Genomic DNA, 26,584 nt, shown 5'->3' with positions numbered 1-26,584 from the left:
GTTCGATCAACTAAGAGAGAAAAACAACATGACTGGTAACACTGGCATTGTGAGTGCAACCTTCGTGGTGTATATCGGGGTGATGTTGGCCCTCGGCTACATCGCCTACAAACGAACTACCAACTTGTCCGACTATATCCTGGGCGGTCGCTCTCTGGGGCCGGGCACTGCGGCGCTGTCGGCTGGCGCATCGGATATGAGTGGCTGGCTGTTGCTGGGCTTGCCTGGTTACGCGCTGGCTGCCGGTTACGAGGCGAGCTGGATCGCCATTGGCCTGTTGGCCGGTACCTGGCTGAACTGGCTGATCGTGGCCCGGCGACTGCGGGTGTATTCGCATGCGGTCAATGATTCGCTGACCTTGCCGGCATACTTCGAATTCCGCTTTGAAGATAACACCCGCCTGCTGCGGGTGATCGCAGCGGTGTTCATTCTACTTTTCTTCCTGTTCTATACCAGCTCTGGTCTGGTGGCAGCGGGCAAGCTGTTCGAAAGCACGTTCGGTTTCGGCTACGAGATCGCGGTTATCGTCGGCACCCTGGCGATCATTTCCTACACCTTCTTCGGCGGCTTCCTGGCGGTCTCCTGGACCGACGTGATTCAAGGCCTGCTGATGGCCGCCGCGCTGGTGATTGTGCCGATCATGGCGCTCAACACCATGGGTGGCTGGGAAGTCGCGCATGCGGCGATGGAAGCCAAGAATCCCAATCTGCTGACCTTCTTCACAGATGTTGACGGTAACGCACTGGGCTTTGTGGCGATCATCTCGCTGCTGGGTTGGGGGCTGGGCTACTTTGGCCAGCCGCACGTTCTGGCTCGCTTCAAGGCTGTACAGAGCGATGCAGCTCTGCCGACCGCCCGCCGTATCGCAGTCCTCTGGACCGCCGTGTGCCTGTTGGCCGCTCTGTTCATCGGCTGGATTGGGATTGGCTACTTTGGCGACGCTGGCCTCGGTGATGCGGAAACGGTGTTCCTTGCTCTGGTGCAGGCGCTGATGCATCCGCTGGTAGCCGGTATCCTGCTGGCCGCAGTACTGGCGGCGATCATGTCGACCGCTGACTCGCAATTGCTGGTGTCGTCCTCGGCCCTGGCTGAAGACTTCTACAAGGCGTTGTTCCGTCGTGACGCGACCCAGACTGAGCTGGTCTGGGTGGGCCGTTTTGCGGTAGTGGGCATTGCCTTGTTGGCCTTGATCTTCGCCTTCAACCCGGAAAGCACCGTGTTGGGCCTGGTGTCCTACGCCTGGGCTGGTTTCGGTGCGGCCTTCGGCCCGGCCATTATCCTGTCGCTGTTCTGGAAGCGCATGAACCGCAACGGCGCTCTGGCCGGCATCATTGTTGGTGGTCTGACCGTAGTGATTTACAAACAGATCGACACTATTGGGCTGTATGAAATCATTCCGGGCTTCATCCTGGCGACCATCGCCATCGTGGTGGTTACCCTGCTGACTCCGGCACCGTCCAAGACTATCGAGGCGACCTTCGACGACGTCTCCAGCCGCTTCTAAGCGGTTGTCCCCGAAACCCGCGCTCGGTACAGGGCGCGGGTTTTTTCTGCCTGAAACCAACTGTTCTCTCAGTGCAACAGTCTGTATTTGTTGTATCGCTTGAGGCTGTTGCCGTTCCTGACTTCTAATCAGAGGTATTTCGCTGCGGCCCTTGGCTGTCCGGCCTGCTTGGCCATTTATAACAAGGACATGGAATCCCCGTATGACAACACGAACTTTGCCCCATTTACTGGCTGCTGTCGGGCTGGCTATTCTGGGTGTGCTGGTGCAGGGCTGTTCATCCGGTGAAGGCAATAACGCCAGCATGTCACGTCCGGCGCCAGTGGTGACCGTGAAGGCCGTCAGCCCGGATAGCGCCGAGCTGGTTCAGGAGTATCCCGCCAGGGTGCGTGGTGCGCGTGAAGTTGAAGTGCGTGCCCGGGTATCCGGTATTCTGCTTGAGCGGGCCTATCAGGAGGGGGAACGGGTCGAACAGGGGGATCTGCTGTTTCGTATCGACCCGGCTCCGATGCAGTTACAGGTCAAACAGGCTCAGGCCGCCCAGGCCAATGCACGGGCCGAACTCTTGCAGGCCCAGCGTGACTGGGCGCGGGCTGAGCAGTTGTTTGGGCGCGGGGTGATCAGCACCAGTGAGCGCGATCGGGCTCGCTCCCAACTGGATTTCGCTGAAGCAGGTATGGCCCAGGCCGAAGCCCGGCTCGATGAGGCGGAACTGAATCTGTCCTATACCGAAGTACGAGCTCCGGTGTCCGGGGCAACCAGCCTGGAGGTGCAGCCCGAGGGCAGCCTGATTGAGCTGGGCAGCCTGATGACCACGCTGGTGCAACAGGATCCGGTGCATGTGATTTTTGCGTTACCGGAGCGAGATCTGGCCATCCAGCGGGCCGCCGGCCTGGATGGCAATGGCCGCGGGCAGCAGGTTGCGCTGGAGTTACCCGACGGCTCTGACTACAGCCTGAGCGGGCGAGTGGATTTCACTTCAAGCCGGATTGACCCGGCAACCGGGACCATTACCTTGCGGGCGGTCTTCGACAACCCCCAACTGCAGCTGATCCCAGGTCAATTCGTCCGGGTCCGGGTAGTGCTCAGTACATTCAGTGATGAAATCCTGATTCCTGCCGATGCTCTGGGGGCCAGCCCCGAGGGGCCGTCGGTGTTTGTCGTCGATCAGGAGCTGAAGGTCGAGCGTCGGGCTGTACGATTGGGGCCGGTGATCGGTGACCGGCAGATCATCAGTGCCGGTCTTGAAGCCGGCGAGCGGGTGGTTGTCAACGGCCATGTTGGCCTGCAACCGGGTATGCAGGTGCGGTTGGCTGGCCAGGGAGAGGGCTGATGCTGCAATTCTTCATTGATCGGCCGATCTTTTCCACGGTTCTGTCGGTATTGATCCTGATTGCCGGTGTTTCTTCCCTAACCCAGTTGCCGGTTGAGCAGTACCCCAACGTGGTACCGCCACAGGTGGTGGTACAGGCCAACTACCCTGGCGCCAGTGCCCAGGTAATTGCCGATACTGTGGCAGCTCCGTTGGAGCAGGCTATCAACGGGGTCGATGACATGCTCTATATGGAGTCCTTCAGCGGCGACTCCGGAGCCATGCAGCTGACGATTTATTTCCGCATCGGCACGGACCCAGATCAGGCGACCATTGACGTCAACAACCGGGTGCAGCGTGCCACCGCCAGACTGCCGCAGGAGGTGCGGGATCTTGGGGTGCAGGTTCAGGCCCGTTCGACCTCGATTCTGCAGGTAATTACGCTGTCGTCGGAGAACGACCAGATCGACACCCTGGATATCGGCAACTTTGCCTTGCTCAATGTGATCGATGAGCTGGTGCGGCTGCCGGGGGTCGGCAATGCTGCGCTGTTTGGTGCCCAGGACTACTCGATGCGGATCTGGCTGCGCCCCGACAAGCTGGCCGAATACAACCTGACTCCCAGTGACGTGGCCGCCGCCCTGCGCGAACAGAATGCCCAGTTCGCGGCCGGGCGCATCGGCGCCGAGCCGTCCCCACCAGGTCAGGCGTTTACCTACAGCGTCAGCACTCCGGGGCGGATGGTGACCCCGGAAGATTTCGAGCGGATTATTCTGCGCAGCGATGCCGAAGGGCGGACATTGCGTCTGGGTGACGTTGCCCGGGCGGAACTGGGTGCCCAGAGCTACGACTTTACTGCCAACTACAACGCCAAGGCTGCGGTACCGATCGGCATCTACCTGCAGCCTGGAGCCAATGCCCTGGATACCGCCAGCGCTGTGCATGCGGCCATGGCCGACATGTCCCAGCGTTTTCCGGGTGATCTGGTCTACGACATCCCCTATGACACCACGCTGTTCATTGAAGTCTCGATTCGTGAGGTGATCATTACGCTGATCCAGGCGTTGGCGCTGGTGGTGCTGGTGACCTTTCTCTTCCTGCAACACATGAAGGCCACGCTGATTCCACTGGTAGCGATCCCGGTATCGCTGGTCGGCACCTTTGCCGGTATGGCGGTGTTGGGGTTTTCGATCAATCTGCTGACCCTGTTCGGTCTGATTCTGGCTATCGGTGTGGTGGTGGACAACGCCATCATCGTGATGGAGAACGCCGAGCGGCTGATCAAGGAGGAGGGGCTTTCCAGTTATCAGGCCGCCAGCAAGACCATGAAGCAGGTGGCTGGCGCGGTACTGGGCTCGACCCTGGTGCTGGTGGCGGTATTCGCACCAGTGGCCTTCCTGGGTGGCCTGAGTGGTGAGTTGTATCGTCAGTTTGCGGTGACCATTGCAGTATCGGTGGCCATTTCCGGGATAGTGGCGCTGACCTTGACGCCGGCCATGTGTGCGCTGCTGCTCGACCGGGCTGAAACCGAGCCGTCACCGGCCTTTGCCTGGTTCAATAACGGATTTGACTGGCTGACCAACAGCTTTACCGGGGTGGTCGGCTGGATGCTACGGCATGTACTGATCAGCTTGCTGCTGTTCATCGTGCTGATCGGCACCACGCTCTTTCTGCTGGGACGCATGGGGAGCGGTCTGGTTCCTCAGGAAGATCAGGGCTCACTGCTGACCGTTTACCAGTTGCCTCCGGTCTCAGCCCTGGCTCGTACTGAAGTCGTGCGTGATGAATTGAGCCGCAAGGTGATAGCCATGGATGAGGTTCGTGGCATGACCGCTTTCGCCGGGTTCGACATCCTCAATCGTGGCTTGCGAACCAATATGGGCGTGGCCTTTGTGTCACTCAATGACTGGTCGGAACGAACCCGCCCGGAGCAGAGTGCTCAGGGCATTGCCCGGCGTATCACGGGCCTTGGTATGGCGATCCAGGAGGCTAACGTGTTTGCCTTTGTACCGCCACCGATCAACGGCCTGTCGCTGACCGGCGGTGTTGAAGGTTATCTGCAACTGCGTGGCGATAGCGATCCGGTCCGGCTCAAGGCAGAAGCTGACCGCTTGCTGGCTGCGGCCCGGCAGCGCCCGGAGCTGGCCAATGTCCGGATTGCCGTAGATGTTGGCGTACCGCGTTACAATGCGGTGGTCGATTGGGACAAGGCCAAGGCCATGGATGTCTCGATCAACGACATTTTCACCACCATGCGCAGTACCTTTGGCGCCCTGTACGTCAACGACTTCACTCTGCAGGGCCGCAACTGGCAGGTAAATCTGCAGTCCGAAGGCGAGTTTCGCAGTCACCCGGACGACCTGCGCAAGGTGTTTGTGCGTTCGGGCAGCGGAGAGCTGGTACCACTCAATAGCGTGGTCAATCTCGAGCGTACCCAGGGTATCGACAGCGTCAGCCGCTTTAATCTATATCCGGCAGCCAAACTCACGGCTGATCCTGCGCCCGGCTACAACACCGCCTCAGCGCTGGCCGCGATGCAGGAGCTTGGCAATGAGGCGCTGAGCGAGCAGGGCTTGCTTGGTTGGACCGGTGAGGCCTATCAGTTGCTGGAAGCCGCATCCTCCGGAGCGATCGCCTTTGGGCTTGGCATTGTTATGGTGTTCCTGATCCTGGCAGCCCAGTATGAGCGCTGGAGCTTGCCCCTGGCTGTGGCTACGGCGATCCCATTCGGGGTATTCGGCGCCATCGTTGCCTCGATGTTGCGCGGTTTCCCCAATGACATCTATTTCCAGGTTGGGCTGCTGGTACTGATTGGCTTGGCGGCCAAGAACGCTATTTTGATCGTCGAATTTGCAGCGCAGAACCGCAAACAGGGCATGACCCCGTTCGATGCGGCGTTGACCGCTGCCCAGCAGCGCTTCCGGGCGATCATGATGACCGCGCTGACCTTCATCATCGGTAGCCTGCCACTGGCCTTCAGTACTGGCGCAGGAGCAGTGAGCCGCCAGGAAATTGGTACCGTGGTGGTGGGCGGCATGTTGGCGGCCAGCACCCTGGCGCTGATTTTCGTGCCGGTGTTCTACATGGTGCTGGAGCAGCGTGGGTTCCGGCGTGAACCTAAGGTTGAAGCGGAACAGCGGCCCGTTTGACGGGCCGCCTGTGGTTCAAACGGGAACCTGACTAAGCAGGAAACTGTACTCCTCGGTGATTTCCCGGATCGCCTGGTAGCGCCCGCTGGCCCCGCCATGGCCTGCATCCATTTGAGTGCGTAGCAGCAGTGGATTATTGTCGGTTTTCATATGCCGCAGTTTGGCTGCCCACTTGGCGGCTTCCCAGTACTGTACGCGCACGTCATGATAGCCGGCGGTGATCCAGAGGGCCGGGTAGGCCTGGGCGCGTACCTGTTCATAGGGTGCGTAGCCACGGATGCGGGCCGCCACCTCGGGCTCGGACGGGTCGCCCCATTCCTCGTACTCGCCGATGGTCAATGGCAGGTCGGGGTTGTTCATGGTGTTCCAGACATCCACGAAGGGCACATCGGCGACGGCGGCGGCGAAAAGCTCGGGACGCTGGTTGATCACGTTACCAATCAGCAGGCCGCCGGCGCTGCCACCGGCAATCACCAGTTGAGCAGGTGTGCTCAGGCCATCGCTGAGCAGTTGTTCAGCGCAAGCGATAAAATCCCTGAAGGTGTTTTCCTTGTGCTCAAGCTTGCCATCCAGATACCAGTGCTCGCCCATGTCGGCGCCACCACGCACATGGGCAATCGCGAACAGCCAGCCGCGTTCCAGTAGTGACAGGCGCGCGTGGGAGAACCACGGGTCCATGCTTGCGCCATAGGCGCCATAGCCATACAGGTAGAGCGGGGCAGGGGCGTTAAAGCTGGCATGCTGGCCGACCAGACTGATGGGGACGCGCTGGCCATCAGGGCTTGTAGCCCAGCGCCGTTCGACCCGATAGTCGGCTGGATCGAATGGGCCTTCCACCGGGGTCCTGCGCAGAACCTGCTGTTCACTGCTGGCCAGATTCAGAGCTCGGATCTCGGTCGGGCGGTTGAGTGATTCATAGCGCAGCCGGATACGCTCGCTGGGATATTCCTCGCCGCCCTGGACATGCAGGCTATAGACCGCGTCGGGCATGTCAACCTGGTAGGGCTGGCCGTGGCTGGGCAAGACCTGCAGCCGGGTCAGGCCCTGGTCGCGGTAGCTCAGCACCAGACCATGCAACTGGACGTGAAAATCTTCCAGGGTGCGCTGGCTGTCCATGGTGACTCGCAGTTGCCAGTGCTCTGAACCAGGAGTAGATGGGTCGGCCTGATATAGGGCAAAGTTGTCGCCGGGTTGGTTGCTGCGAATCAGCAAGCCGTCCGGGCCATGGTCGACATGGTACTCATGGCCGCTGCGACGCGGGGCGATCAATTGCCAGGTGGCATCAGGTTGATGAGCATCGAGCAGTCTTACTTCACTGGTGTTTTTGCTGTTGCTGGCCAGCAGCAGCCATTGTTCGGAGCTGCTGCGGTAGCAATGCAGCAGAAAGCGTTCATCGGCTTCGTGATAGACCTGTACTGGTGCGGCTTCATGGTTCAGGCGCCACAGGGTAGCGGGGCGGGAAGCGGCATCCAGGCTGACGGCGAACAGGGTTTGACTGTCGGCCGCCCAGGTCAGGCTGCCATCCGCTCGTTCCAGCGGCAGCTCGCTGACCTGCCCGCTGGGCAGGTGTTTGAGATAGAGCTGATAAATTTCGTCGCCCTGACGGTCGAGGCTATAGGCTAGCCATTGGTGGTCGGGGCTGATGGCAAAGTCGCCTAGCTGGAGAAATCCATCGCCTGCCAGTTGGTTCAGATCGAGCAGCAGGCTTTCTTGAACCTCATCGATTTGCAGGCTGTCGCCCGCCGGTTTGGGGCATCGGAAGTAGCGGGGATATTCGGCTCCGGCCTGGGTGCGCTGATAATACAGCCAGGGGCCCCAGATGCTGGGCAGGGACAGGTCGGTTTCACGGATGCGACCGCGGATTTCCTCGAACAGTTGCTCGCGGCAGTCCTGGTGACTGCTCAGCCACTGTTCAGTATGGCGGTTTTCTTCCTCGAGGTAGGCGCGAACCTCGGGAGCGTCACGCTGTTCGAGCCAGGCGTAGGGGTCTTCGCCGGCGAGGCGCTGGGCGCGGGGTGGCATCTGTCTGGGACTCCAAGGGTAAAACCGCTATTATAGGCACCTCATTTCTGCAAGCGGATACCTATCGATGTTCAATGAGTCTGAATATCAGTTGATCTGGATCGCCTACCTGGGTGCGGCGGCCTGTAGTTGGCTGGTATGGTGGGTAATGACCCGTTGGGCTTGGTGGTTTGTCCGTGAGCCGCTGTGGGTGATCATGGCGGTTCTGCTGTTTACCCCGGCGCAGGTCAATGTCAGCGAGCCGTGGTTGGCGCCGGCGGTGATCATCTGGGGGCTGGATACCTTCCTCAATACTGGCGACAACCAGGCGCGGGTGCTCGGCGAGTTGGCGCTGGTAATGACCTTGGCGTTGCTGGCCTGGATTGGTCTTGCGTGCTTGCGGCTGGCCTGGCGGCACTGGCGTGGCCGGAGTGCTGAGGCGGCTCCGGCCAGCGACTGAATTATTCTTCGTTCTTCTGCTCGTACAGGGTACGGGCAAGCTTCATGATCTGTTCCTGGAAGTCGGTACGCTGGGCGTCGGTCATCGGGCAGATGCCGATTTGCTCGAACAGCCGGTAGCCACGTACCGAAAAGAACAGAATGCTGGCCTGAGCCAGGCCCAGAGGTGACTTGTCGAGGATGTCAAACAGCCCGCGAACGTCGTCCGAGGTTGTCTGCAGCAGCGCCGGGTTGCTGGCAGCGGCGGCCAGGATGGCTGAGTCCAGGTTCTTCTCTTCGGTTGATTCGCTCAGGTTGCTGAGCAGCAAAGCCTTGAGCTCGGTCATGGGATCGTCCGGCAGGACGCTTTCATAGGCGCGCCAGCGGACCCGGAAGCGCTCCAGGCGATGCTCGATCATGGCGGTCAGCAGAGCTTCACGGTCGGAAAACATCGACTGAAGGCTGGCTTCGTCGATCTTGGTGCGTTCGCTCAGGGTGGTGAAGTTGAGTTGCGAGGCGCCTTGTTCACTGACGATGGCCTCGGCAGCGCGGAAGATGGTCAGTCTGAGCGTGTCGGCGGCTTTTTTCGATTCGGTGCTATCCACTGTACGAACCCCTTGGAAACTACGTGGTAACGGGCCCGGCAGGTAGGCATGGTGCGTCGTGCAGGCCCTGGATTCAATGGCCCATAGGGTACGCTGTCAGAGAGTTCAGGGCGAGTGTTTTTTCATGCCTGTGCACGGTCTGAAAGACGGGCACAAAAAACCCGGCCGGAGCCGGGTTTTTCAGTCAGATTTCAACAATTAGCCGATGATCTGAATGTTTGCAGCTTGCTTGCCCTTCGGACCAGTAGTGATGTCGAAAGACACCTTCTGGTTCTCGGCCAGGGACTTGAAACCTTGTACTTTGATTTCAGAGAAGTGGGCGAACAGATCGTCACCGCCGCCATCCGGAGTAATGAAGCCAAAGCCTTTGGTGTCGTTGAACCACTTAACAGTACCAGTTGCCATTTCAGATAATTCCTATCAAATTGAAAAACTAGAGCAAATGCTCAGTTAGCGTGGGAATCAAAGATTACGAGATGACGAACATACGTACTGAAAAGTGCGCTTGCAGCCTACAACTCTATCTCTTGAAAACCTACGCGCTCACTCTGCGCCTTATCGCCAAACAAGTCAAGTAGAACCCATCAAGCGTTAATGCGCGAATAAACGAACTTGAGTATACGACAGATTTGTAAAAGCGCACGTTTCCCGACAAATTTTTTTACCAGGCCCCATCAGGCCTCCATCCGCTGGCGTCGATACGGATAGACATCCAGTACCTGACCGGCCTGGATCCGGGCTTGCAGGCCTTTCCAATAATCGGCGTCGAACAGGTCGCCATGCATCGAAGCAAACAGCCTGCGGTGGCCAATGTCGGCGAACAGAAAGACTGGAAACTCTTCGGGGAACACGTCGTTGGGGCCTACCGAATACCAAGGCTCTGATGACAGTTCCTGCTCGGGATACATGGGCTCGGGAATATGTCTGAAGTTCACTTCGGTCAGGTAGCTGATCTCGTCGTAGTCGTAGAACACCACACGGCCGTGGCGAGTGACACCGAAGTTTTTCAGCAGCATGTCGCCGGGAAAGATGTTGGCGGCTGCCAGTTCCTTGATCGACTGGCCGTAATCGAACAGGGCTTCGCGGGTCTGGCTTTCACTGGCGTGTTCCAGATAGATGTTCAACGGGGTCATGCGCCGTTCGGTCCAGCAGTGGCGGATCAGAATGGTGTCACCTTCCTCGACCACCGTGCTGGGCGCCACTTCCAGCAGTTCGGCCAGGCATTCGGGGTCGAAGCGCTCGCGAGGGAAGCGGAAATCGGCGAATTCCTGGGTGTCGGCCATTCGCCCGACCCGGTCGTGGCGTTTCACCAGGCGGTATTTGTCGATGACAGTAGCGCGATCGATATTTTTCGATGGCGCAAAGCGATCCTTGATGATCTTGAAGACGGTGTTGAAGCCGGGCAGGGTGAATACGCTCATGACCATGCCGCGCACGCCAGGGGCCATGATGAAACGGTCGTCGCTGTTGGCCAGGTGGTCGATCAGTGCGCGGTAAAACTCCGACTTTCCCTGCTTGTAGAAGCCAATGGCGGTATAGAGCTCGGCGATGTGTTTGCCCGGCAGCAGGCGCTTGAGGAAGGCGACCATCTCGCTCGGCACCGGTGCATCGACCATGAAGTAGGAACGCGTGAAGGAGAAAATGATCGACACCTCGGATTCGTCGGTGATCAGGGTGTCGACGGCAATACCTTCATGCTCGCGGTGTACCAGCGGCAGTACGAACGGCCATTGTTCGCCCTGGCTCAGGACCCGACCGACCAGATAGGCGCCCTTGTTGCGGTAGAATACTGACTGCACCAGCTCCAGTGTCAGACCGCGATCCTGCTGGGCCCAGTCAGGCAGCCCCTGGCGCAGCTTCTCGACAATCATGTGGCGATCCGCATCCGGGTCGGCCCATGGCGCATCAAAGGCGTATTCATCCTGTATCTGCCGGACCAGGGCATCCAGTGAGCCATCGGAAATGAACCCGCGGGTCAGGGCGATGCGTGACGGCGGCCTGGTCAGCGGGCGGGAGCTGTGGACGAACATGGTCCGGTCGCTGATCTGGTCATGGTGATGCAGCGCGCAGAAAATCGAGTTGAACCAGGTCTCAGCCAGCTCGTCATCGAAGCGTTGGTCGATCAGCGGAATGTAAGCCTGGCGGATCGCCGGCCAGCGCTCGGCGTCCATGATGCCACTGACCTCGGCATTAGCCCGCAGGGTGTCGGCAGTATTGTGAACGCACTCTTCGTACAGGTTGATCCGTTGAGTTGAGGCGTCCTGGATGTCGTTCCAGCGAGCCTGTTCAAACCGGGTCCGGGCGCCTTCGGTGATGTCGCGAAACTGACGGCGGTAATCGTCGAAACTGTCGAGAATGGTCTGAGCCAGGGTTTCTGGGCTGTAGGGCATGATTGGCTGGGCCTTGTGCAGAATGTCTGCCGGCAGAATAAGCCAGTCGTGGGCGCTGGTGGAAGTGTTCGAAGGTCGCGGGCCGCTGTTGCGGCCCACAGGGGAGGCTTACTGCACCATTTCCTGCTCGGTGAACAGGTCAGTGAACAACATGCTGGACAGATAGCGCTCGCCGGAATCCGGCAGGATCACTACCAGGGTCTTGCCCTGAAACTCGGGCTTCTCGGCCAGGCGTACCGCGGCGGCCATGGCGGCGCCGCAGGAAATGCCGCTGAGAATGCCTTCTTCGCGCATCAAACGCATGGCCATGGCCTTGGCCTCATCATCGCTGACCTGCTCGACGCGATCGACCAGGCTGATGTCGAGGTTCTTTGGCACAAAGCCGGCACCGATACCCTGTATCTTGTGCGGGCTGGGTTTGACTTCTTCGCCGGCCAGGGTCTGGCTGATCACCGGTGAGCTGATCGGCTCTACCGCCACGGAAAGGATCGGTTTGCCGCACTGCTGCTTTATATAGCGCGATACTCCGGTAATGGTGCCGCCGGTACCCACACCTGCGACCAGTACATCGATATCGCCATCGGTATCGCGCCAGATCTCCGGGCCGGTGGTCTTTTCATGAATCGCCGGGTTGGCCGGGTTGTCGAACTGTTGCAGCAGCAGATACTGCTCGGGGTTGCTGGTGGCGATTTCATGGGCTTTCTCGATGGCGCCCTTCATGCCTTTGGCCGGCTCGGTCAGGACCAGTTCGGCGCCCAGGGCCTTGAGCACCTTGCGCCGCTCCAGACTCATCGATGCCGGCATGGTCAGGATCAGCTTGTAGCCGCGTGCCGCAGCAACAAAAGCCAGGCCGATTCCGGTGTTGCCCGAGGTTGGCTCGACCAGCGTCATGCCGGGCTTGAGCCGGCCGCTGGATTCAGCGTCCCAGATCATGCTGGCACCAATGCGGCATTTGACCGAGTAGGCGGGGTTGCGGCCTTCGATTTTGGCCAAAATGGTCACGCCCTTGGGGGCCAGGCGGTTGATGCGCACCAGCGGTGTGTTGCCGATGGCCTGGGAGTTGTCTGCGTAAATCTTGCTCATGGATGATTCCTTGTCCTGATGATCATTCAGTGACTGAATACTACACCCCGGTTCACACTGCGCCTATGCACGCGATATAGTCAACGGCTTACTTGAAAGTTGCCAGCCCAAGGCAACCGCAAACCGGTTTTATTGAGGACAGCCTGCATGAAATTCGAAGGTACCGCTTCCTACGTCGCCACAGACGATTTGAAACTGGCGGTCAATGCCGCCATCACCCTGCAGCGTCCGCTGCTGGTCAAAGGTGAACCGGGTACCGGCAAGACCATGCTGGCCGAACAGTTGGCCGAGTCGCTGGGCGCCAAGCTGATCACCTGGCACATCAAGTCGACCACCAAGGCCCATCAGGGGCTGTACGAGTACGACGCAGTCAGCCGCCTGCGTGACTCGCAGTTGGGTGAAGACAAGGTTCACGACATCCGCAACTACATCAAAAAGGGCAAGCTGTGGGAGGCCTTCGAGTCTGACCAGCGCGCCATCCTGCTGATTGATGAGATCGACAAGGCCGACATCGAGTTCCCCAACGACCTGTTGCAGGAACTCGACAAGATGGAGTTCTTCGTTTACGAAACCAACGAGACCATCAAGGCCAAGCAGCGCCCGATCATCATCATTACCTCGAACAACGAGAAGGAGCTGCCGGATGCTTTCCTGCGCCGCTGCTTCTTCCATTACATCGCTTTCCCTGATCGCGTCACCATGCAGAAGATCGTTGATGTGCACTTCCCGGAGATCAAGAAGGAGCTGGTCGCCGAGGCGATGGATATCTTCTTCGACGTGCGCAAGGTGCCGGGCCTGAAGAAGAAGCCTTCAACCTCGGAGCTGGTCGACTGGCTGAAGCTGCTGATGGCTGATCAGATCGGCGCTGAGGTGCTGCGTGATCGTGATCCGACCAAGGCCATTCCGCCGCTGTACGGCGCGCTGGTGAAGAACGAACAGGACGTACAGCTGCTTGAGCGTCTGGCGTTCATGACCCGTCGGCAGAATCGCTAAGGGGGTGCCCGATGTTATTGGGCCTGTTCAATGAAATGCGTGCAGCCAAGGTGCCGGTCTCGGTCCGTGAGCTGCTAGATCTGATCAATGCGCTCAAGCACCATGTGGTGTTTGCCGACATGGAAGAGTTCTACTACCTGTCGCGCACCGTAATGGTCAAGGATGAGCGCCATTTCGACAAGTTTGACCGCGCCTTCAGTGCCTACTTCAAGGGGCTGGAAAATCTCGATCAGTTGCTTGAGGCGCTGATTCCCGAAGATTGGCTGCGCAAGGAATTCGAGCGCCTGCTGACCGATGAGGAAAAGGCCCAGATCCAGAGCCTGGGCGGCCTGGACAAGCTGATCGAGGAGTTCAAGAAACGCCTTGAAGAACAGAAGGAGCGCCACGAGGGGGGCAACAAGTGGATCGGTACCGGCGGCACCAGCCCGTTCGGCTCCGGTGGCTTCAACCCCGAAGGCATCCGTGTCGGCAATGCTGGCAAGCGTCAGGGCAAGGCGGTCAAGGTCTGGGATCAGCGCGAGTATAAGAACCTTGATGACCAGGTCGAACTCGGCACGCGCAATATCAAGGTGGCCCTGCGCCGGCTGCGCAAGTTTGCCCGAACCGGTGCGGCTGAAGAGTTCGATATCGACGGTACCATTGATCACACCGCGCGTGACGGTGGCCTGCTGAATATCCAGATGCGCCCCGAGCGACGCAACGCGGTCAAGCTGCTGCTGCTGTTCGATATCGGCGGTTCGATGGATGCGCATATCAAGGTCTGCGAGGAGCTGTTCTCGGCCTGTCGTACCGAGTTCAAGCACCTGGAGTACTTCTATTTCCATAACTGCATCTATGAATCGGTGTGGAAGAACAACCTGCGCCGTACCAGCGAACGCACCCCGACCATCGATCTGTTGCACAAATATGGTCCGGACTACAAGGTGGTGTTCGTCGGTGATGCCGCCATGGCGCCCTACGAAATCACCCAGCCCGGTGGCAGTGTCGAGCACTGGAACGAAGAGGCCGGGCATGTGTGGATTCAGCGCTTCATGGAGAAGTACAAGAAGCTCATCTGGATCAACCCGTACCCCAAGGATGCCTGGGATTACACCACCTCGACCCGGATCATTCGTGATCTGATCGAAGACCGCATGTACCCGCTGACTCTGGAAGGGTTGGAAGAGGGGATGCGTTATCTGAGCAAATAGCGTTAGCGCTAATTGCTCAGAGCTTGTGGGAGCGGTCTGCGGCCGCGACGTGAGCTAGCGAAGACTGCAGGGCCCATTCGCGCTCGCAGAGCGCTCCTGCCAGCTTAACCTACCTGAACTGTCGGCAGCTCTGGCTTCTCGATGCTGACCTTCTCTGTTGGTGCCATCACTGTGGCTACGCCATCGACCACCTGCTTATCGTCCTGATTGAAGACCCGGGTGGCGATCTTGACTCGGTTCTTTGGCAGTTTTTCCAGAATTTCCAGCTCAACACGCAGGCTGTCGCCCAGACGTACAGGGCGCATGAAGCTGAGCTCCTGGCCAATATAGATGCTACCAGGGCCAGGCAGCTCGCAGGCGATGGCTGCGGAGATCAGGGCGCCAGAGAACATGCCGTGAGCGATGCGGCCTTTGAACGGGGTGGCGGCGGCAAAGGCCTCGTCCAGGTGCACCGGGTTGACGTCACCGGAGACTGCGGCGAACAGCGTCAGGTCGCGCTCGCTGACACTGTGGCTAACGTGGGCCTTGTCGCCAACAGTGAGTTCGTCGTAGGTGCGGTTTTCAAGCTTGGACATTCTGATTCTCCTGATGCTGGGTGGCGGCGGGCAGAGCCTGCACGAGCCAGTCGAGCAGGTCCTGGGTGGCCTGGGCTCGGTTGGTCTCGTTGAACAGCTCATGACGAGCGCCCGGATAAAGGCGTAATTCTACTCGTTCAAGCCCGGCGTGCTGCAAGCGCCGACACAGTTTCTTCAGACCATCTCCAGCGCTGACCGGGTCGGCATCGCCGCCAATGATCAAAACCGGCAGGCTGGCTGGCAGCCTTTGTAAGGCTATCGGGTCGGCAATTTCCAGCAGGCCGCCGAACAGATCGTGCCAAAGCCGGGCGCTACAGGCAAAGCCACAGAGTGGATCGTTGAGGTACTGATCGACTTCAAGCGGATCCCGGCTAAGCCAGTCGGCACGGGTTCGGTTTGGGTGGAACTGACGGTTGAACTGACCAAAACTCAGGCGTTCAACCGTCAGGGCCGGCTGCTGCCAGCCGCGTAATTGGCCTTCAATACTGGCGCCAAAGCGCGCCAGGCGACTGAGCCAGGGTGGGTGAGCGTTGCTGCCGCTGAGGATCAGTGCATCGGCAGCTGCTGGCTGCTGCAGTAGCAGGCCCTGGCTGATATACGACCCCATGCTGTGACCCAGCAGGCATATTGGCAGTGTTGGTTGCTCGCGGCGAACCTGCTTGAGCAGCGCCCCAAGATCATCGATCACCGCTCGCCAGCCGTGCTGATCGGCAAAGTGTCCCAGTTGACCGCAGGCTGCGCTGGCGCCATGCCCTCGCTGATCGAGTGCAACCACCTGATAGCCCTCCTCAGTGCAGCTTGCGGCCAGGCGCTGATAGCGCTGAGCATGTTCGGCCATACCATGGCTGATGAGCAGCGTTGCCCGAGGTGGGCTGTCCGGGTGCCAGCGGTGAACTCGCAGCCGGGCTGCGTCCGGGCGTTCAAGCCAGTCGGGCTGGTAGTGCATGCTGTGTCCTTTCGAGACGATTGGGTTGGAGTGCAGCGGCAGTATTCATATACCAAATGAAACAGAACAGGGTTTTGTATTTCACTCGGTTGCTGGTAATTTTCCCGTTGCAACCGATAACGAGCTTCGTCTCGGGGGCAGGCCCGCGAGCGAGAAGCACTATAAATACACACTACCGCATCAATACGGGGAAGAGGACAACAATAATGGAAGCAGCGTTCTGGAACGACAAACGCCCGGCCGGGGTACCCAATGATATCGACTTGGGGCAGTACAGTTCGATCATCGACGTCTTCGAACAGTCCTGTCGCAAATATGCCGAACGCCCCGCGTTCACCAACATGGGCGTTACCATCACCTACGGCGACCTGGAACGTTACTCCGCCGCCTTCGCCAGCTATCTGCAAAACCATACCGACCTCAAGCCCGGCGACCGGATCGCTGTGCAGATGCCCAACGTCCTCCAGTTCCCCGTAGTGGTATTCGGTGCCATGCGCGCCGGTCTGGTCGTGGTTAACACCAACCCGCTGTATACCGCGCGGGAAATGCGCCACCAGTTCAAGGATGCCGGGGTCAAGGCGCTGGTTTACATGAACCTGTTCGGCCACTTGGTTCAGGAAGTGCTGCCCGATACCGAGATCAAGTACCTGTTTGAAGCGCGTATGGGCGATATGCTGCCGACCTTCAAGGGCTGGCTGGTCAATACCGTGGTCAAGAAAGTCAAGAAAATGGTCCCGGAGTACCAGTTGCCGCAGGCTGTCTCGATCAAGGACTCCCTGAAGAAGTCCGCCGGCCAGTCGCCCAAACCGGTCAGCAAAGCTCTGGACGACGTTGCAGTCCTGCAGTACACCGGCGGCACCACCGGCGTAGCCAAAGGCGCGATGCTGACCCACGGCAACCTGGTGGCCAACATGCTGCAGGTCTACGCCAACATGCAGCAGGTCGACAAGGACGGCAAGAAGATCATGAGCGACGACGGCGAGGTGGTGATAGCACCGCTGCCGCTGTACCACATCTTCGCCTTCACCGTGAACTGCATGTGCATGATGCTGGCTGGGCATCACAATATTCTGATCACCAATCCGCGTGACATCCCCGGTTTCGTCAAGGAACTGAAAAAGTGGCAGTTCTCTTCCATTGTTGGTCTGAACACCCTGTTCGTAGCGTTGATGGAACATCCAGAGTTTGCCGACATCGACTTCTCCAAGCTCAAGTCGACCAGCTCCGGCGGTACCGCCTTGGTCAAGGCTACTGCTGAACGCTGGCAGAGCAAAACCGGCTGCCTGATCGGCGAAGGTTATGGCCTGACCGAAACGTCGCCGGTGGTCTGTTCCAGCCCAGGCGATGGTCTGGCCCGTCTGGGCTCGGTTGGTCTGCCTGCGCCGGGTACCGGGCTGAAGGTGATCGATGATGACGGCAACGAACTGCCGATCGGTGAGCGTGGAGAGCTGTGCGTCAAGGGGCCGCAGGTGATGAAGGGCTACTGGCAGCGTCCGGAAGCCACCGCAGAGGTGCTGGATGCCGAAGGCTGGCTGAAGACCGGCGACGTAGCAATCATCGATGAAGATGGCTTCGTCAGCATCGTGGATCGCAAGAAGGACCTGATCATCGTTTCCGGCTTCAACGTTTATCCGAACGAGATTGAAGACGTTGTCGCTGCCCATCCCAAGGTTGCCAACGCAGCAGCCATCGGAGTGCCGGATGAGAAGTCCGGGGAGGCGGTCAAGCTGTTCGTGGTGCCGAGTTCCGGTGAGTTGACCATTGATGAGCTCAAGGCCTACTGTCGTGAGAATTTCACCGGTTACAAGGTGCCCAAGCATTATGAAATTCGTGAGTCGCTGCCGATGACTCCGGTGGGCAAGATCCTGCGCCGTGAGCTGCGGGATCTCTAAGAGTCTGTTCATGATCGTCTGAGAATATGACCTGGAAGGGCGCCGTGCAGGTTGAGCGGCGTCCGACGCTCCAGGCCAGCACTTACCCTCTGTAACTCTGGCAAGACTGGTTTGGTTTGAGAAAAACTGCTAGTCTTCGGCCACTTTTCGACCGAATAGCAAGATTCGTTCACGAACATGCGGCGAAAAGCCAAAATTTCTAGAAGAACCTAATATAAAGGCAATATCGGCCTTGAGCCGAACCTGTTCAGGAGCGGGCATCTATGCTTGAAAATTTCTGGAAGGACAAGTATCCGGCGGGCATTCCCACCGAGATCAATCCGGATCAGTACCCCAATATCCTTGCCGTTCTCAAGGAGTCCTGCCAAAAGTTCGCCGACAAGCCGGCCTTCAGCAATCTGGGCAAGACCATCACCTACGGTGAAATGTACGCCCTGTCCGGGCAATTCGCTGCTTACCTGCAAAAACATACTGGCCTGCAGCCGGGTGATCGCATTGCGGTACAGATGCCCAACGTTCTCCAATACCCGATCGTCGTGTTCGGGGCCATGCGTGCCGGTTATGTGGTGGTCAACACCAACCCGCTGTACACCGCCCGCGAAATGGAACACCAGTTCAACGACTCCGGCGCCAAGGCACTGGTCTGCCTGGCCAACATGGCCCATCTGGCCGAAGAAGTGGTACCCAAGACCGGAGTCAAGCAGGTCATCGTTACCGAAGTCGGTGACATGCTGCCGCCGCTCAAGCGCCTGCTGGTCAATACCGTGGTCAAGCATGTGAAGAAAATGGTGCCGGCCTACAACATTCCCGGCATGGTCCGCTTCAATGACGCCATGGCCAAGGGCAAAGGCCAGAGCTTTCAGGAAGCCTCGCCTGCAGGTGATGACATCGCTGTGCTGCAATACACCGGCGGCACCACCGGCGTAGCCAAAGGCGCGATGCTGACCCACCGCAATCTGGTCGCCAACATGCTGCAGTCCAAGGCGCTGATGGGTGCCAACATGGTCGATGGCGAAGAGGTCGTGATCTGCCCGCTGCCGCTGTATCACATCTACGCCTTCACCTTCCATTGCATGGCGATGATGATCAGCGGTAACCACAACGTGCTGATTACCAACCCGCGCGATATTCCGGCCTTCGTCAAGGAACTGTCCAAGTTCAAGTTCAGCGGCTTTGTCGGTCTCAATACCCTGTTTGTTGCCCTGTGCAACAGCGAGGGGTTCCGCAAGCTCGACTTCAGCAAGTTTAAGGTCACCCTGTCTGGCGGCATGGCCCTGCAATTGGCCACTGCCGAGCGCTGGGAGCAGGTTACAGGCTGCAAGATCTGCGAAGGTTACGGCATGACCGAAACCAGCCCGGTAGCCACGGTCAACCCGATCGATGCGGTACAGATCGGCACCATTGGTATCCCGGTACCCTCAACGCTGTGCAAGATCATCGACGACGATGGCAACGAGCTGCCGATCGGTGAGCGTGGCGAGCTGTGCGTCAAGGGCCCGCAGGTGATGAAAGGCTACTGGCAGCGCCCGGAAGCCACTGCCGAGATTCTCGATGCTGAAGGCTGGCTGAAAACCGGCGACATCGCCATCATCCAGGAAGACGGTTTCCTGCGCATTGTCGATCGCAAGAAAGACATGATTCTGGTCTCGGGCTTCAACGTCTATCCCAACGAGCTGGAAGACGTAATGGCCGCGATTCCCGGCGTGGTGCAGTGCGCCGCCATCGGGGTGCCGGATGAGAAGTCCGGTGAAGCGATCAAGGTGTTCCTGGTCAAGGCGCCCGGTGCGCAACTCAGCGAAGAGCAGGTCAAGGATCACATGCGCAACAACCTGACCGGCTACAAAGTGCCCAAGTTCGTCGAGTTCCGCGATGCCTTGCCGACCACCAATGTCGGCAAGATCCTGCGTCGTGAACTGCGTGACGAAGAGCTGAAGAAACTCGGCGCCAAGTAACACCTGAGCCGCGTTCTTTGCGACAATGCACCCCGCCCGGGTAACCGGGCGGGGTGTTTCATTTCTGACAGGCCGTTCATGACCAACCTGCACCAACTCGCCAACAATCTTGATCAGGCCATGGCTGCTGATCGCCATCGTCTGCGCCGGCAATTGCAGAACCTCGGCAAGCAGCCGGATGAGCACAAGCTGAACCAATGGCTGGAGCGCTTCCAGCGCTCCTGTGCCCGGGTAGCACAGCGCCGTGCCAGCGTGCCGTCGATCCGCTACGACGATAACCTGCCGATTGCCGCCAAGCGTGACGAGATCAAGCAGGCGATTGCTGCCCATCAGGTGGTGGTGATCGCCGGCGAAACCGGCTCGGGCAAGACCACCCAGTTGCCGAAGATCTGCCTGGAGCTGGGCCGTGGTGCCTACGGGTTGATCGGGCATACCCAGCCGCGCCGGCTGGCCGCGCGCAGTGTTGCCAGCAGGGTGGCCGAAGAGCTGGGCAGCGGTCTGGGGGAGCTGGTTGGTTATCAGGTGCGCTTTACCGATCAGAGCAATGAGAACACCCTGGTCAAGCTGATGACCGACGGCATCCTGCTGGCTGAAACCCAGCATGACCGTTTTCTGGAGCGCTATGACACCCTGATCATCGATGAGGCCCATGAGCGTAGCCTGAACATCGATTTTCTGCTCGGCTACCTCAAGACCATCCTGGCCAAGCGGCCCGATCTCAAGCTGATCATTACCTCGGCGACCATCGATCTGGAGCGCTTCTCCCAGCACTTTGATGGCGCGCCGATCATCGAGGTGTCCGGGCGCACCTATCCTGTGGATGTCTGGTACCGGCCGCTGGCTGCCGAGATGGACGAGGAGGGCAACCCGGTTGAGGAAGACCTGTCGATCGATCAGGGCATCCTCGCCGCGCTGCGTGAACTGGAGCAGCAGGAGCGCAGCCAGGGCAAAGGACCGGGCGATGCCCTGATCTTTTTGCCCGGCGAGCGCGAGATTCGCGATACCGCCGAGTTTCTGCGCAAGGCCAACCTCAGGCATACCGAAATTTTACCGCTCTATGCGCGGCTGTCAGTCAGCGAACAGCAGAAAATCTTTGCCCCACACGCCGGGCGCCGGGTGGTGCTGGCTACCAACGTGGCGGAAACTTCGCTCACGGTGCCGGGCATTGTTTATGTAATCGACCCCGGCGAGGCGCGCATCAGCCGCTACAGCCCGCGTTCCAAGGTTCAGCGGCTGCCGGTCGAAGCAATATCACAGGCCAGTGCCAACCAGCGCAAAGGGCGCTGCGGACGGGTAGCGCCGGGCATTTGCGTGCGGCTGTATGGCGAAGACGATTTCAATGCCCGGCCGGCCTTTACCGACCCCGAGATCCTGCGCACCAATCTGGCGGCGGTCATTTTGCAGATGCTGCATCTGCGTCTGGGGCGAATTGAGGACTTCCCGTTTATTGAGCCGCCAGATGGCCGTGCGATCAGTGACGGCTTCACTCTGCTGCAGGAATTGGGCGCAGTCGATAAATCGGGCCAGATCAGCGAAGTCGGCCGGCAGTTGGCGCGACTACCGGTCGACCCGCGTATTGGCCGCATGCTGATCGAAGCCAGCCGCCTGAACAGCCTCGACGAAGCGCTGATCATCGCCAGCGCGCTGGCGGTACAGGATCCGCGAGAACGCCCGGTTGAACGCCAACAGGCCGCCGATCAGGCCCATGCGCAGTGGAAGGACGACAGTTCGGATTTCGTTGCCTTCATCAACCTCTGGCGGGGTTTTGAAGAGCAGCGTCAGGCGCTCAGCCAGAGTCAGTTGCGCAGTTGGTGTAGGCGCAACTTCCTCAATTACTTGCGGTTGCGTGAATGGCGTGAAACGCACCGCCAGTTGCTGCTGACCTGCCGTGACCTGGGACTCAACCTCAACCCTGTGCCGGCAAGCTATGACGCCGTGCATCAGGCGCTGCTGGCCGGGCTGCTCAGCCAGATCGGCAACAAGACCGAAGAGGGCGACTATCAGGGCGCCCGCCAGCGGCGCTTCCTGCTGCATCCATCCTCGGCCCTGGCCAGGAAACGCCCGGCCTGGGTCATGGTTGCTGAATTGACTGAAACCCGTCGACTGTACGGCCGGCTTGTGGCCAAGATCGATCCGCAGTGGGTCGAGCCGCTGGCAGGGCATCTGGTCAAGACCAGTCACAGCGAGCCGCATTGGGAGAAAAAGCGCGGTCAGGTGGTGGCCTATGAGCAGGTCAGCCTCTACGGTTTGATCATCGTGCCCAGGCGCAAGGTGCATTTTGGTCCGATCGATCCGGTCGTCTCGCGCGAGATCTTCATTCGCCGGGCATTGGTCGACGGTGAATGGCATGGCCGGGCGGCATTCAATCAGGCTAACCGCCAGTTGCTGGCTCAGCTCGATGAGCTGGAGGCCAAGGCGCGCAAGCGCGATATTCTGGTCGATGACCAGACCCTGTTCCGTTATTTCGATGCGCGGATTCCGGCCAATATCTGTCAGCTTGCCAGTTTTGAACGGTGGTTGAAAAAGACCAGCCAGAGCGAGCCCCAACTGCTGCATATGACTCGTGACGAGCTGCTCCAGCGCGAAGCGGGCGAGGTAACCGCCGAGCAGTATCCGGATGTATGGCGCTGGGAACAGGTCGCACTGCCGCTAAGTTATCACTTCGAGCCCAATCACGAGGCTGATGGCGTAACGCTCAGGGTGCCGGCGGCGTTGCTGCGCCAATTGCCGGCCGAGCGCCTGGAGTGGCTGGTGCCAGGGTTGCTGTTCGATAAGTGTGTGGCGTTGGTACGGGGGCTGCCCAAGGCGCTGCGCAAGAACTTTGTGCCGGTGCCGGATTTCGTTCGCGCCGCGCTGGAGCGCATGCCGTTTGCTCAGGGCAATTTGACTCAGGTGCTCGGCCGTGAGCTGACGCGCATGACTGGTGCGCGAATTCCTGACGATGCCTGGGATTCTGCTGAGCTGGAAACCCACCTGCGCATGCGTATTGAAGTGCTGGATGCGGCTGGCAAGGTGGTTGCCCAGGGACGTGATCTTGGGCTGTTGTGCAGTGAACTGGCGGGCTTGCCACAGCGCAGTGCGCCACTGCCCGAGCCTCAGCACGAGCCCGAGCGGCCCGCTGGCCAGACAGCATTGCCGGAACAGGTAACGCGCCAGCAAGCCGGTATCGCGGTGACCTTCTGGCCGGCCTGGAGCGAGCAGGGAGGGCAGGGTGAACAAGGCGTAAAAGTTGCCGAACAGCTCTACGATACCCAGACCCAGGCCGAGCAGGCCCATAGGCTGGGGGTGCAGCGGTTGATACTCGAGCGGCTCAACGAGCAGGCCCGCTACCTGCGTCAGAAGCTGAGCTCGGTCAAAGAGGCAGCCATCTACTACCGTGATTTTGGCACGCAGCAACAGTTGACCGAGGATCTGCTGCTGGCCGCCGTTGACCGCGCGTTTCTTGCCAGCGGGCCTCTGCCACGCGATCCGCAAGCGCTGGAGACTTGTATTGAGGCTGGTCGTGGTGAATGGATGGCGGTGGCCGAGAAGCTAGGTGGCCAGGTGCTAGCCATTCTCAAGGCCTGGCATGCGGTGCAGAAGCGTCTCAAGGGGCGGATCGACCTGAGCTGGGCGCTGGCGCTCAATGATATCCGTGAGCAACTGGCTGGGCTTGTGTTCAAGGGGTTTGTGCGAGCCGTGCCAGCCGAGTGGCTGGATCAATATCTGCGCTATCTCGGCGCGATCGATCAGCGCTTGGATAAGCTGGGTAGCCAGGTGCAGCGCGACCGGGTCTGGACCGAGGAGTTGCAACGCCTGGGCCAGTTGTACCGTGACCGCAGCGAGCGGCTGCGTCAGGAAGGTCGGGCCGACCCGCGCCTGGATCAGTGGCGTTGGCTGGTTGAGGAATATCGGGTGTCACTGTTCGCCCAGCAGTTGGGCACCCGGATGCCGGTTTCCGAGAAACGATTGATGAAACTTTGGCAGGAGATCACAGCCTGATAGGGAATTGATGTTTACACTGTGATTCCCTAATGCCATCAAGGAGCGCCATTGTGTTCGAAACCCCGGGTAACGCTCTGCAGGTCAGTGTCGATGATCAGGTCCGGCTACATGTGCGGCATTTTCCTGGCCGGGGCGGGCCGGCGATATTGATGGTCCATGGCCTGGTCGAAGATGGACGGATTTTCTGGTCGCGCGGCGGGCAAGGGTTGGCGCCCTGGCTGGCCGATGCAGGCTATGAGGTTTATGTGGCTGACCTGCGCGGGCGCGGCGAGAGCGAGCCACCTCTGAGCCGTGGTTTGCAGGTCACTCAGCATCAATTGATTACCGAGGACCTGCCGGCTCTGTTCGAACTGATCGCGCAGCGCCACCCGAACCAGCCCTGGTTCGCCATCAGCCACTCCTGGGGCGGGGTCTGGCTGGCCAGTGCCTTGGCTCGTCAGCCTCAGTGGCTGCAATACCTGGCCGGGCAGGTGCATTTTGCTAGCAAGCGGGTGATTCGCCAGCGCAATTGGCGCAAACGCCTGATGATCGATCTGCTCTGGTGCCGGGTAGCGCCGCTGATCGGCCTTTTCAACGGGCTGATTCCTGCGCGGGCACTGGGTATCGGCTCTGCAGACGAGTCGCGCGCCATGCTGCGTGCCAATCTTGCCTGGATGAATGGTGGCCAATGGCGTGATCTGGAGGACGGTTTCGACTATGCTTTGGCAGTGAAAACGCTGGCCTGGCCTCCCGGGTTGTATCTGGCTGGCAAAAACGACCATTACCTGGGGCATGTGGATGACGTAAAAGCCTTTGCCCGTGAGTTGGGTGAGCATGATGCGCAAGTAGTGCTGCTCAAGAAGGGCCTTGGCTGCTCTCGCAATTATGGTCACAACGACCTGCTGACGCATCCGCAGGCGACCCAGGAACATTTTCCCCTGGTGCTGGACTGGCTTGGCCAGCGTGCACCGGGATATTTATAACGTATTGAGTGAACGATAGAGGACCGACCGTGCAGAAAGTCGTGATCAGCGGAACGGGTTTGTATACACCCCCCAACAGCATCAGCAATGAAGAACTGGTTGAAAGCTTCAATGCCTATGTTGAGCAATTCAACCGCGACAATGCCGATGCCATCGCTGCGGGTGAGCTGGAAGCCCTGGCGCCCTCCAGTACCGACTTCATCGAGAAGGCCTCGGGTATCAAGAGCCGCTTTGTGGTCAACAAGGACGGCATTCTGGATATCAATCGCATGGTGCCGAGTATCCCTGAGCGCAGCAATGACGAATGGTCGGTGCTCTGCGAAATGGCGGTCAAGGCAGCTACTCAGGCGTTGGAGAATGCTGGCCGTACTGCTGCCGATATCGACGGCGTGATCGTTGCCTGCTCCAACCTGCAACGTGCCTATCCGGCGATTGCCGTTGAAGTACAGGAGGCGCTGGGAATTGAAGGCTTCGGGTTTGACATGAATGTGGCCTGTTCCTCGGCAACCTTCGGCATCCAGGCTGCGGCCAACAGCGTCCAGCTTGGCCAGGCCCGCGCGGTACTGATGGTCAACCCGGAAATCTGCACCGGCCACATGAACTTCCGTGACCGTGACAGCCACTTCATCTTTGGTGACGCCTGCACTGCAGTGATTGTTGAGCGTGCCGACCAGGCCGTATCTTCGCGCCAGTTCGATATTCTGGGTACCAAGCTGTTGACCAAGTTCTCCAACAATATCCGCAACAACTTCGGTTTTCTCAACCGCTGCGATGAAAGCGGCGTCGGCGCGCCGGACAAACTGTTCGTGCAGCAGGGCCGCAAAGTGTTCAAGGATGTCTGCCCGATGGTGGCCGAGCTGATCGGCAATCACTTGCAGGAGCACAACCTGCCGGTAACCGACGTTAAGCGCTTCTGGCTGCACCAGGCCAACCTCAACATGAACATGCTGATTGCTCGCAAGCTGCTGGGCCGCGATCCGGATGCTCAGGAAGCGCCAGTGGTGCTCGATGAGTACGCCAACACCAGCTCGGCTGGCTCGATCATCGCTTTCCACAAGCATCAGGATGACCTGCCAAGTGGCAGTCATGGGGTGATCTGCTCGTTCGGTGCCGGTTACTCGATCGGCAGCGTGATTGTGCGCAAGCGTTAATCACCTAACCTCTAGCTCCCGCCCGGCAATCCGCCTGGATTGCCACGGGCCTTCGGCCCTCGCAATGACGAGGTGCGGCTAACGCACCATGGCCCAGCCACTGTCATTGCGAGGAGCCGGGGGCGGCCATCCGCCGATGCGGCATCCATGCGTGACCTGTAACCCCTCTCGGATTACCACGGGCCTCCGGCTCATACAGTGACGAGGTGTGGTCTTTGCGCAATGCGCGCCAGTCCCACCTATCCGCGTCATTGCGAGTCGCGTAGCGACGCGGCAATCCATGCGTTATCAGCAACCGCGCGGGACCTGAGTCCGCCAACTCCTTGTTTTGTCTCTTATTCCAAAAAGTTCCGTTGTCATCAAATCTTCATTCCAATGCAACTGAGCTGAAATAACCCCCTGAGAAGATTCCCTCCAACACCGGGCCAGCCAGTCGGACTGGCGCCAACGTGTTGTT

At 59.4% G+C, this 26,584-nt stretch carries 18 protein-coding genes; 11 read left to right on the top strand and 7 right to left on the bottom strand.

Annotated features, from left to right (window positions below; all coding sequences use genetic code 11):
• The first annotated feature begins 28 nt into the window (after positions 1 to 28).
• The 3 genes from putP to C2846_RS10155 all read left to right on the top strand — a co-directional run bounded on the left by putP (position 29) and on the right by C2846_RS10155 (position 5,965).
• Positions 29 to 1,504, top strand: coding sequence for a sodium/proline symporter PutP (gene putP, locus C2846_RS10165; RefSeq protein ID WP_080050797.1), 1,476 nt, complete (start codon positions 29 to 31; stop codon positions 1,502 to 1,504).
• Between the two features lie 202 nt (positions 1,505 to 1,706).
• On the top strand, positions 1,707 to 2,837 hold the full coding sequence (locus C2846_RS10160) for an efflux RND transporter periplasmic adaptor subunit (RefSeq protein WP_095624319.1): 1,131 nt from the start codon (positions 1,707 to 1,709) through the stop codon (positions 2,835 to 2,837).
• Positions 2,837 to 5,965 carry an efflux RND transporter permease subunit gene (locus C2846_RS10155; protein ID WP_080050795.1) on the top strand — a complete coding sequence of 1,043 codons (3,129 nt, stop codon included), beginning with the start codon at positions 2,837 to 2,839 and terminating at the stop codon, positions 5,963 to 5,965. The genes C2846_RS10160 and C2846_RS10155 overlap by 1 nt, the downstream gene beginning before the upstream one ends.
• 15 nt (positions 5,966 to 5,980) lie before the next feature.
• On the opposite strand, the gene C2846_RS10150 is transcribed toward C2846_RS10155, so the two are convergent.
• Positions 5,981 to 7,987 (bottom strand): S9 family peptidase, encoded by a 2,007-nt coding sequence (locus C2846_RS10150; protein ID WP_119701381.1) that lies wholly within the window; start codon positions 7,985 to 7,987, stop codon positions 5,981 to 5,983.
• Between the two features lie 67 nt (positions 7,988 to 8,054).
• On the opposite strand from C2846_RS10150, the gene C2846_RS10145 reads away from it, so the two are divergent.
• Positions 8,055 to 8,426 (top strand): hypothetical protein, encoded by a 372-nt coding sequence (locus tag C2846_RS10145; protein WP_080050793.1) that lies wholly within the window; start codon positions 8,055 to 8,057, stop codon positions 8,424 to 8,426.
• A 1-nt stretch (position 8,427) separates the two neighbouring features.
• On the opposite strand, the gene C2846_RS10140 is transcribed toward C2846_RS10145, so the two are convergent.
• From C2846_RS10140 to cysK, 4 genes are all read right to left on the bottom strand, one after another.
• Positions 8,428 to 9,009 carry a TetR/AcrR family transcriptional regulator gene (locus C2846_RS10140; RefSeq protein ID WP_080050792.1) on the bottom strand — a complete coding sequence of 194 codons (582 nt, stop codon included), beginning with the start codon at positions 9,007 to 9,009 and terminating at the stop codon, positions 8,428 to 8,430.
• Between the two features lie 198 nt (positions 9,010 to 9,207).
• On the bottom strand, positions 9,208 to 9,414 hold the full coding sequence (locus C2846_RS10135; protein ID WP_036989629.1) for a cold-shock protein: 207 nt from the start codon (positions 9,412 to 9,414) through the stop codon (positions 9,208 to 9,210).
• A 269-nt stretch (positions 9,415 to 9,683) separates the two neighbouring features.
• The gene (gene aceK / locus C2846_RS10130) at positions 9,684 to 11,399 is read right to left on the bottom strand and encodes a bifunctional isocitrate dehydrogenase kinase/phosphatase (RefSeq protein ID WP_080051745.1); all 1,716 of its coding nucleotides are present in this window, start codon (positions 11,397 to 11,399) and stop codon (positions 9,684 to 9,686) included.
• A 108-nt stretch (positions 11,400 to 11,507) separates the two neighbouring features.
• A complete protein-coding gene (gene cysK, locus C2846_RS10125) occupies positions 11,508 to 12,482 on the bottom strand; it encodes a cysteine synthase A (protein WP_080050791.1) in 975 nt (324 codons plus the stop codon).
• 147 nt (positions 12,483 to 12,629) lie between these two features.
• Here cysK and C2846_RS10120 point away from each other — a divergent pair, with 147 nt between their 5' ends.
• Positions 12,630 to 13,475, top strand: a complete 846-nt coding sequence (locus C2846_RS10120; RefSeq protein ID WP_080050790.1) for an AAA family ATPase — start codon at positions 12,630 to 12,632, stop codon at positions 13,473 to 13,475.
• A gap of 11 nt (positions 13,476 to 13,486) precedes the next feature.
• Positions 13,487 to 14,665 (top strand): vWA domain-containing protein, encoded by a 1,179-nt coding sequence (locus C2846_RS10115; protein ID WP_080050789.1) that lies wholly within the window; start codon positions 13,487 to 13,489, stop codon positions 14,663 to 14,665.
• Positions 14,666 to 14,769: 104 nt separating this feature from the next.
• Here C2846_RS10115 and C2846_RS10110 read toward each other — a convergent pair whose 3' ends face one another.
• On the bottom strand, positions 14,770 to 15,240 hold the full coding sequence (locus tag C2846_RS10110) for a MaoC/PaaZ C-terminal domain-containing protein (RefSeq protein ID WP_119701380.1): 471 nt from the start codon (positions 15,238 to 15,240) through the stop codon (positions 14,770 to 14,772).
• Positions 15,227 to 16,186, bottom strand: a complete 960-nt coding sequence (locus C2846_RS10105; RefSeq protein ID WP_080050787.1) for an alpha/beta hydrolase — start codon at positions 16,184 to 16,186, stop codon at positions 15,227 to 15,229. Before C2846_RS10105 ends, C2846_RS10110 begins: the two co-directional genes overlap by 14 nt.
• Positions 16,187 to 16,392: 206 nt before the next feature.
• On the opposite strand from C2846_RS10105, the gene C2846_RS10100 reads away from it, so the two are divergent.
• The 5 genes from C2846_RS10100 (at position 16,393) to C2846_RS10080 (ending at position 26,127) form a co-directional block, all read left to right on the top strand.
• Positions 16,393 to 18,078 carry a long-chain-fatty-acid--CoA ligase gene (locus C2846_RS10100; protein WP_080050786.1) on the top strand — a complete coding sequence of 562 codons (1,686 nt, stop codon included), beginning with the start codon at positions 16,393 to 16,395 and terminating at the stop codon, positions 18,076 to 18,078.
• A gap of 263 nt (positions 18,079 to 18,341) precedes the next feature.
• Positions 18,342 to 20,030, top strand: a complete 1,689-nt coding sequence (fadD1, locus tag C2846_RS10095; RefSeq protein WP_119701379.1) for a long-chain-fatty-acid--CoA ligase FadD1 — start codon at positions 18,342 to 18,344, stop codon at positions 20,028 to 20,030.
• Between the two features lie 78 nt (positions 20,031 to 20,108).
• Positions 20,109 to 24,011, top strand: a complete 3,903-nt coding sequence (gene hrpA, locus C2846_RS10090; RefSeq protein WP_119701378.1) for an ATP-dependent RNA helicase HrpA — start codon at positions 20,109 to 20,111, stop codon at positions 24,009 to 24,011.
• A 53-nt stretch (positions 24,012 to 24,064) separates the two neighbouring features.
• A complete protein-coding gene (locus C2846_RS10085; protein WP_165443802.1) occupies positions 24,065 to 24,976 on the top strand; it encodes an alpha/beta fold hydrolase in 912 nt (303 codons plus the stop codon).
• Positions 24,977 to 25,005: 29 nt separating this feature from the next.
• Positions 25,006 to 26,127, top strand: a complete 1,122-nt coding sequence (locus C2846_RS10080) for a beta-ketoacyl-ACP synthase III (protein WP_080050782.1) — start codon at positions 25,006 to 25,008, stop codon at positions 26,125 to 26,127.
• Positions 26,128 to 26,584 lie beyond the last annotated feature (457 nt).

The sequence above is a fragment of the Pseudomonas jilinensis genome, from assembly GCF_003586265.1.
Lineage (GTDB): Bacteria > Pseudomonadota > Gammaproteobacteria > Pseudomonadales > Pseudomonadaceae > Halopseudomonas > Halopseudomonas phragmitis.
The sequence above is the reverse complement of the archived record's forward strand: the minus strand, read 5'-3'. Positions and strand labels throughout refer to the sequence as shown.

Excerpts from the sequence above, each read along its gene's own strand:
- putP (WP_080050797.1), top strand. The coding sequence starts at position 29 with ATGACTGGTAACACTGGCATTGTGAGTGCAACCTTCGTGGTGTATATC.
- C2846_RS10160 (WP_095624319.1), top strand. The coding sequence starts at position 1,707 with ATGACAACACGAACTTTGCCCCATTTACTGGCTGCTGTCGGGCTGGCT.
- C2846_RS10155 (WP_080050795.1), top strand. The coding sequence starts at position 2,837 with ATGCTGCAATTCTTCATTGATCGGCCGATCTTTTCCACGGTTCTGTCG.
- C2846_RS10150 (WP_119701381.1), bottom strand. The coding sequence starts at position 7,987 with ATGCCACCCCGCGCCCAGCGCCTCGCCGGCGAAGACCCCTACGCCTGG.
- C2846_RS10145 (WP_080050793.1), top strand. The coding sequence starts at position 8,055 with ATGTTCAATGAGTCTGAATATCAGTTGATCTGGATCGCCTACCTGGGT.
- C2846_RS10135 (WP_036989629.1), bottom strand. The coding sequence starts at position 9,414 with ATGGCAACTGGTACTGTTAAGTGGTTCAACGACACCAAAGGCTTTGGC.
- aceK (WP_080051745.1), bottom strand. The coding sequence starts at position 11,399 with ATGCCCTACAGCCCAGAAACCCTGGCTCAGACCATTCTCGACAGTTTC.
- cysK (WP_080050791.1), bottom strand. The coding sequence starts at position 12,482 with ATGAGCAAGATTTACGCAGACAACTCCCAGGCCATCGGCAACACACCG.
- C2846_RS10120 (WP_080050790.1), top strand. The coding sequence starts at position 12,630 with ATGAAATTCGAAGGTACCGCTTCCTACGTCGCCACAGACGATTTGAAA.
- C2846_RS10115 (WP_080050789.1), top strand. The coding sequence starts at position 13,487 with ATGTTATTGGGCCTGTTCAATGAAATGCGTGCAGCCAAGGTGCCGGTC.
- C2846_RS10110 (WP_119701380.1), bottom strand. The coding sequence starts at position 15,240 with ATGTCCAAGCTTGAAAACCGCACCTACGACGAACTCACTGTTGGCGAC.
- C2846_RS10105 (WP_080050787.1), bottom strand. The coding sequence starts at position 16,186 with ATGCACTACCAGCCCGACTGGCTTGAACGCCCGGACGCAGCCCGGCTG.
- C2846_RS10100 (WP_080050786.1), top strand. The coding sequence starts at position 16,393 with ATGGAAGCAGCGTTCTGGAACGACAAACGCCCGGCCGGGGTACCCAAT.
- fadD1 (WP_119701379.1), top strand. The coding sequence starts at position 18,342 with ATGCTTGAAAATTTCTGGAAGGACAAGTATCCGGCGGGCATTCCCACC.
- hrpA (WP_119701378.1), top strand. The coding sequence starts at position 20,109 with ATGACCAACCTGCACCAACTCGCCAACAATCTTGATCAGGCCATGGCT.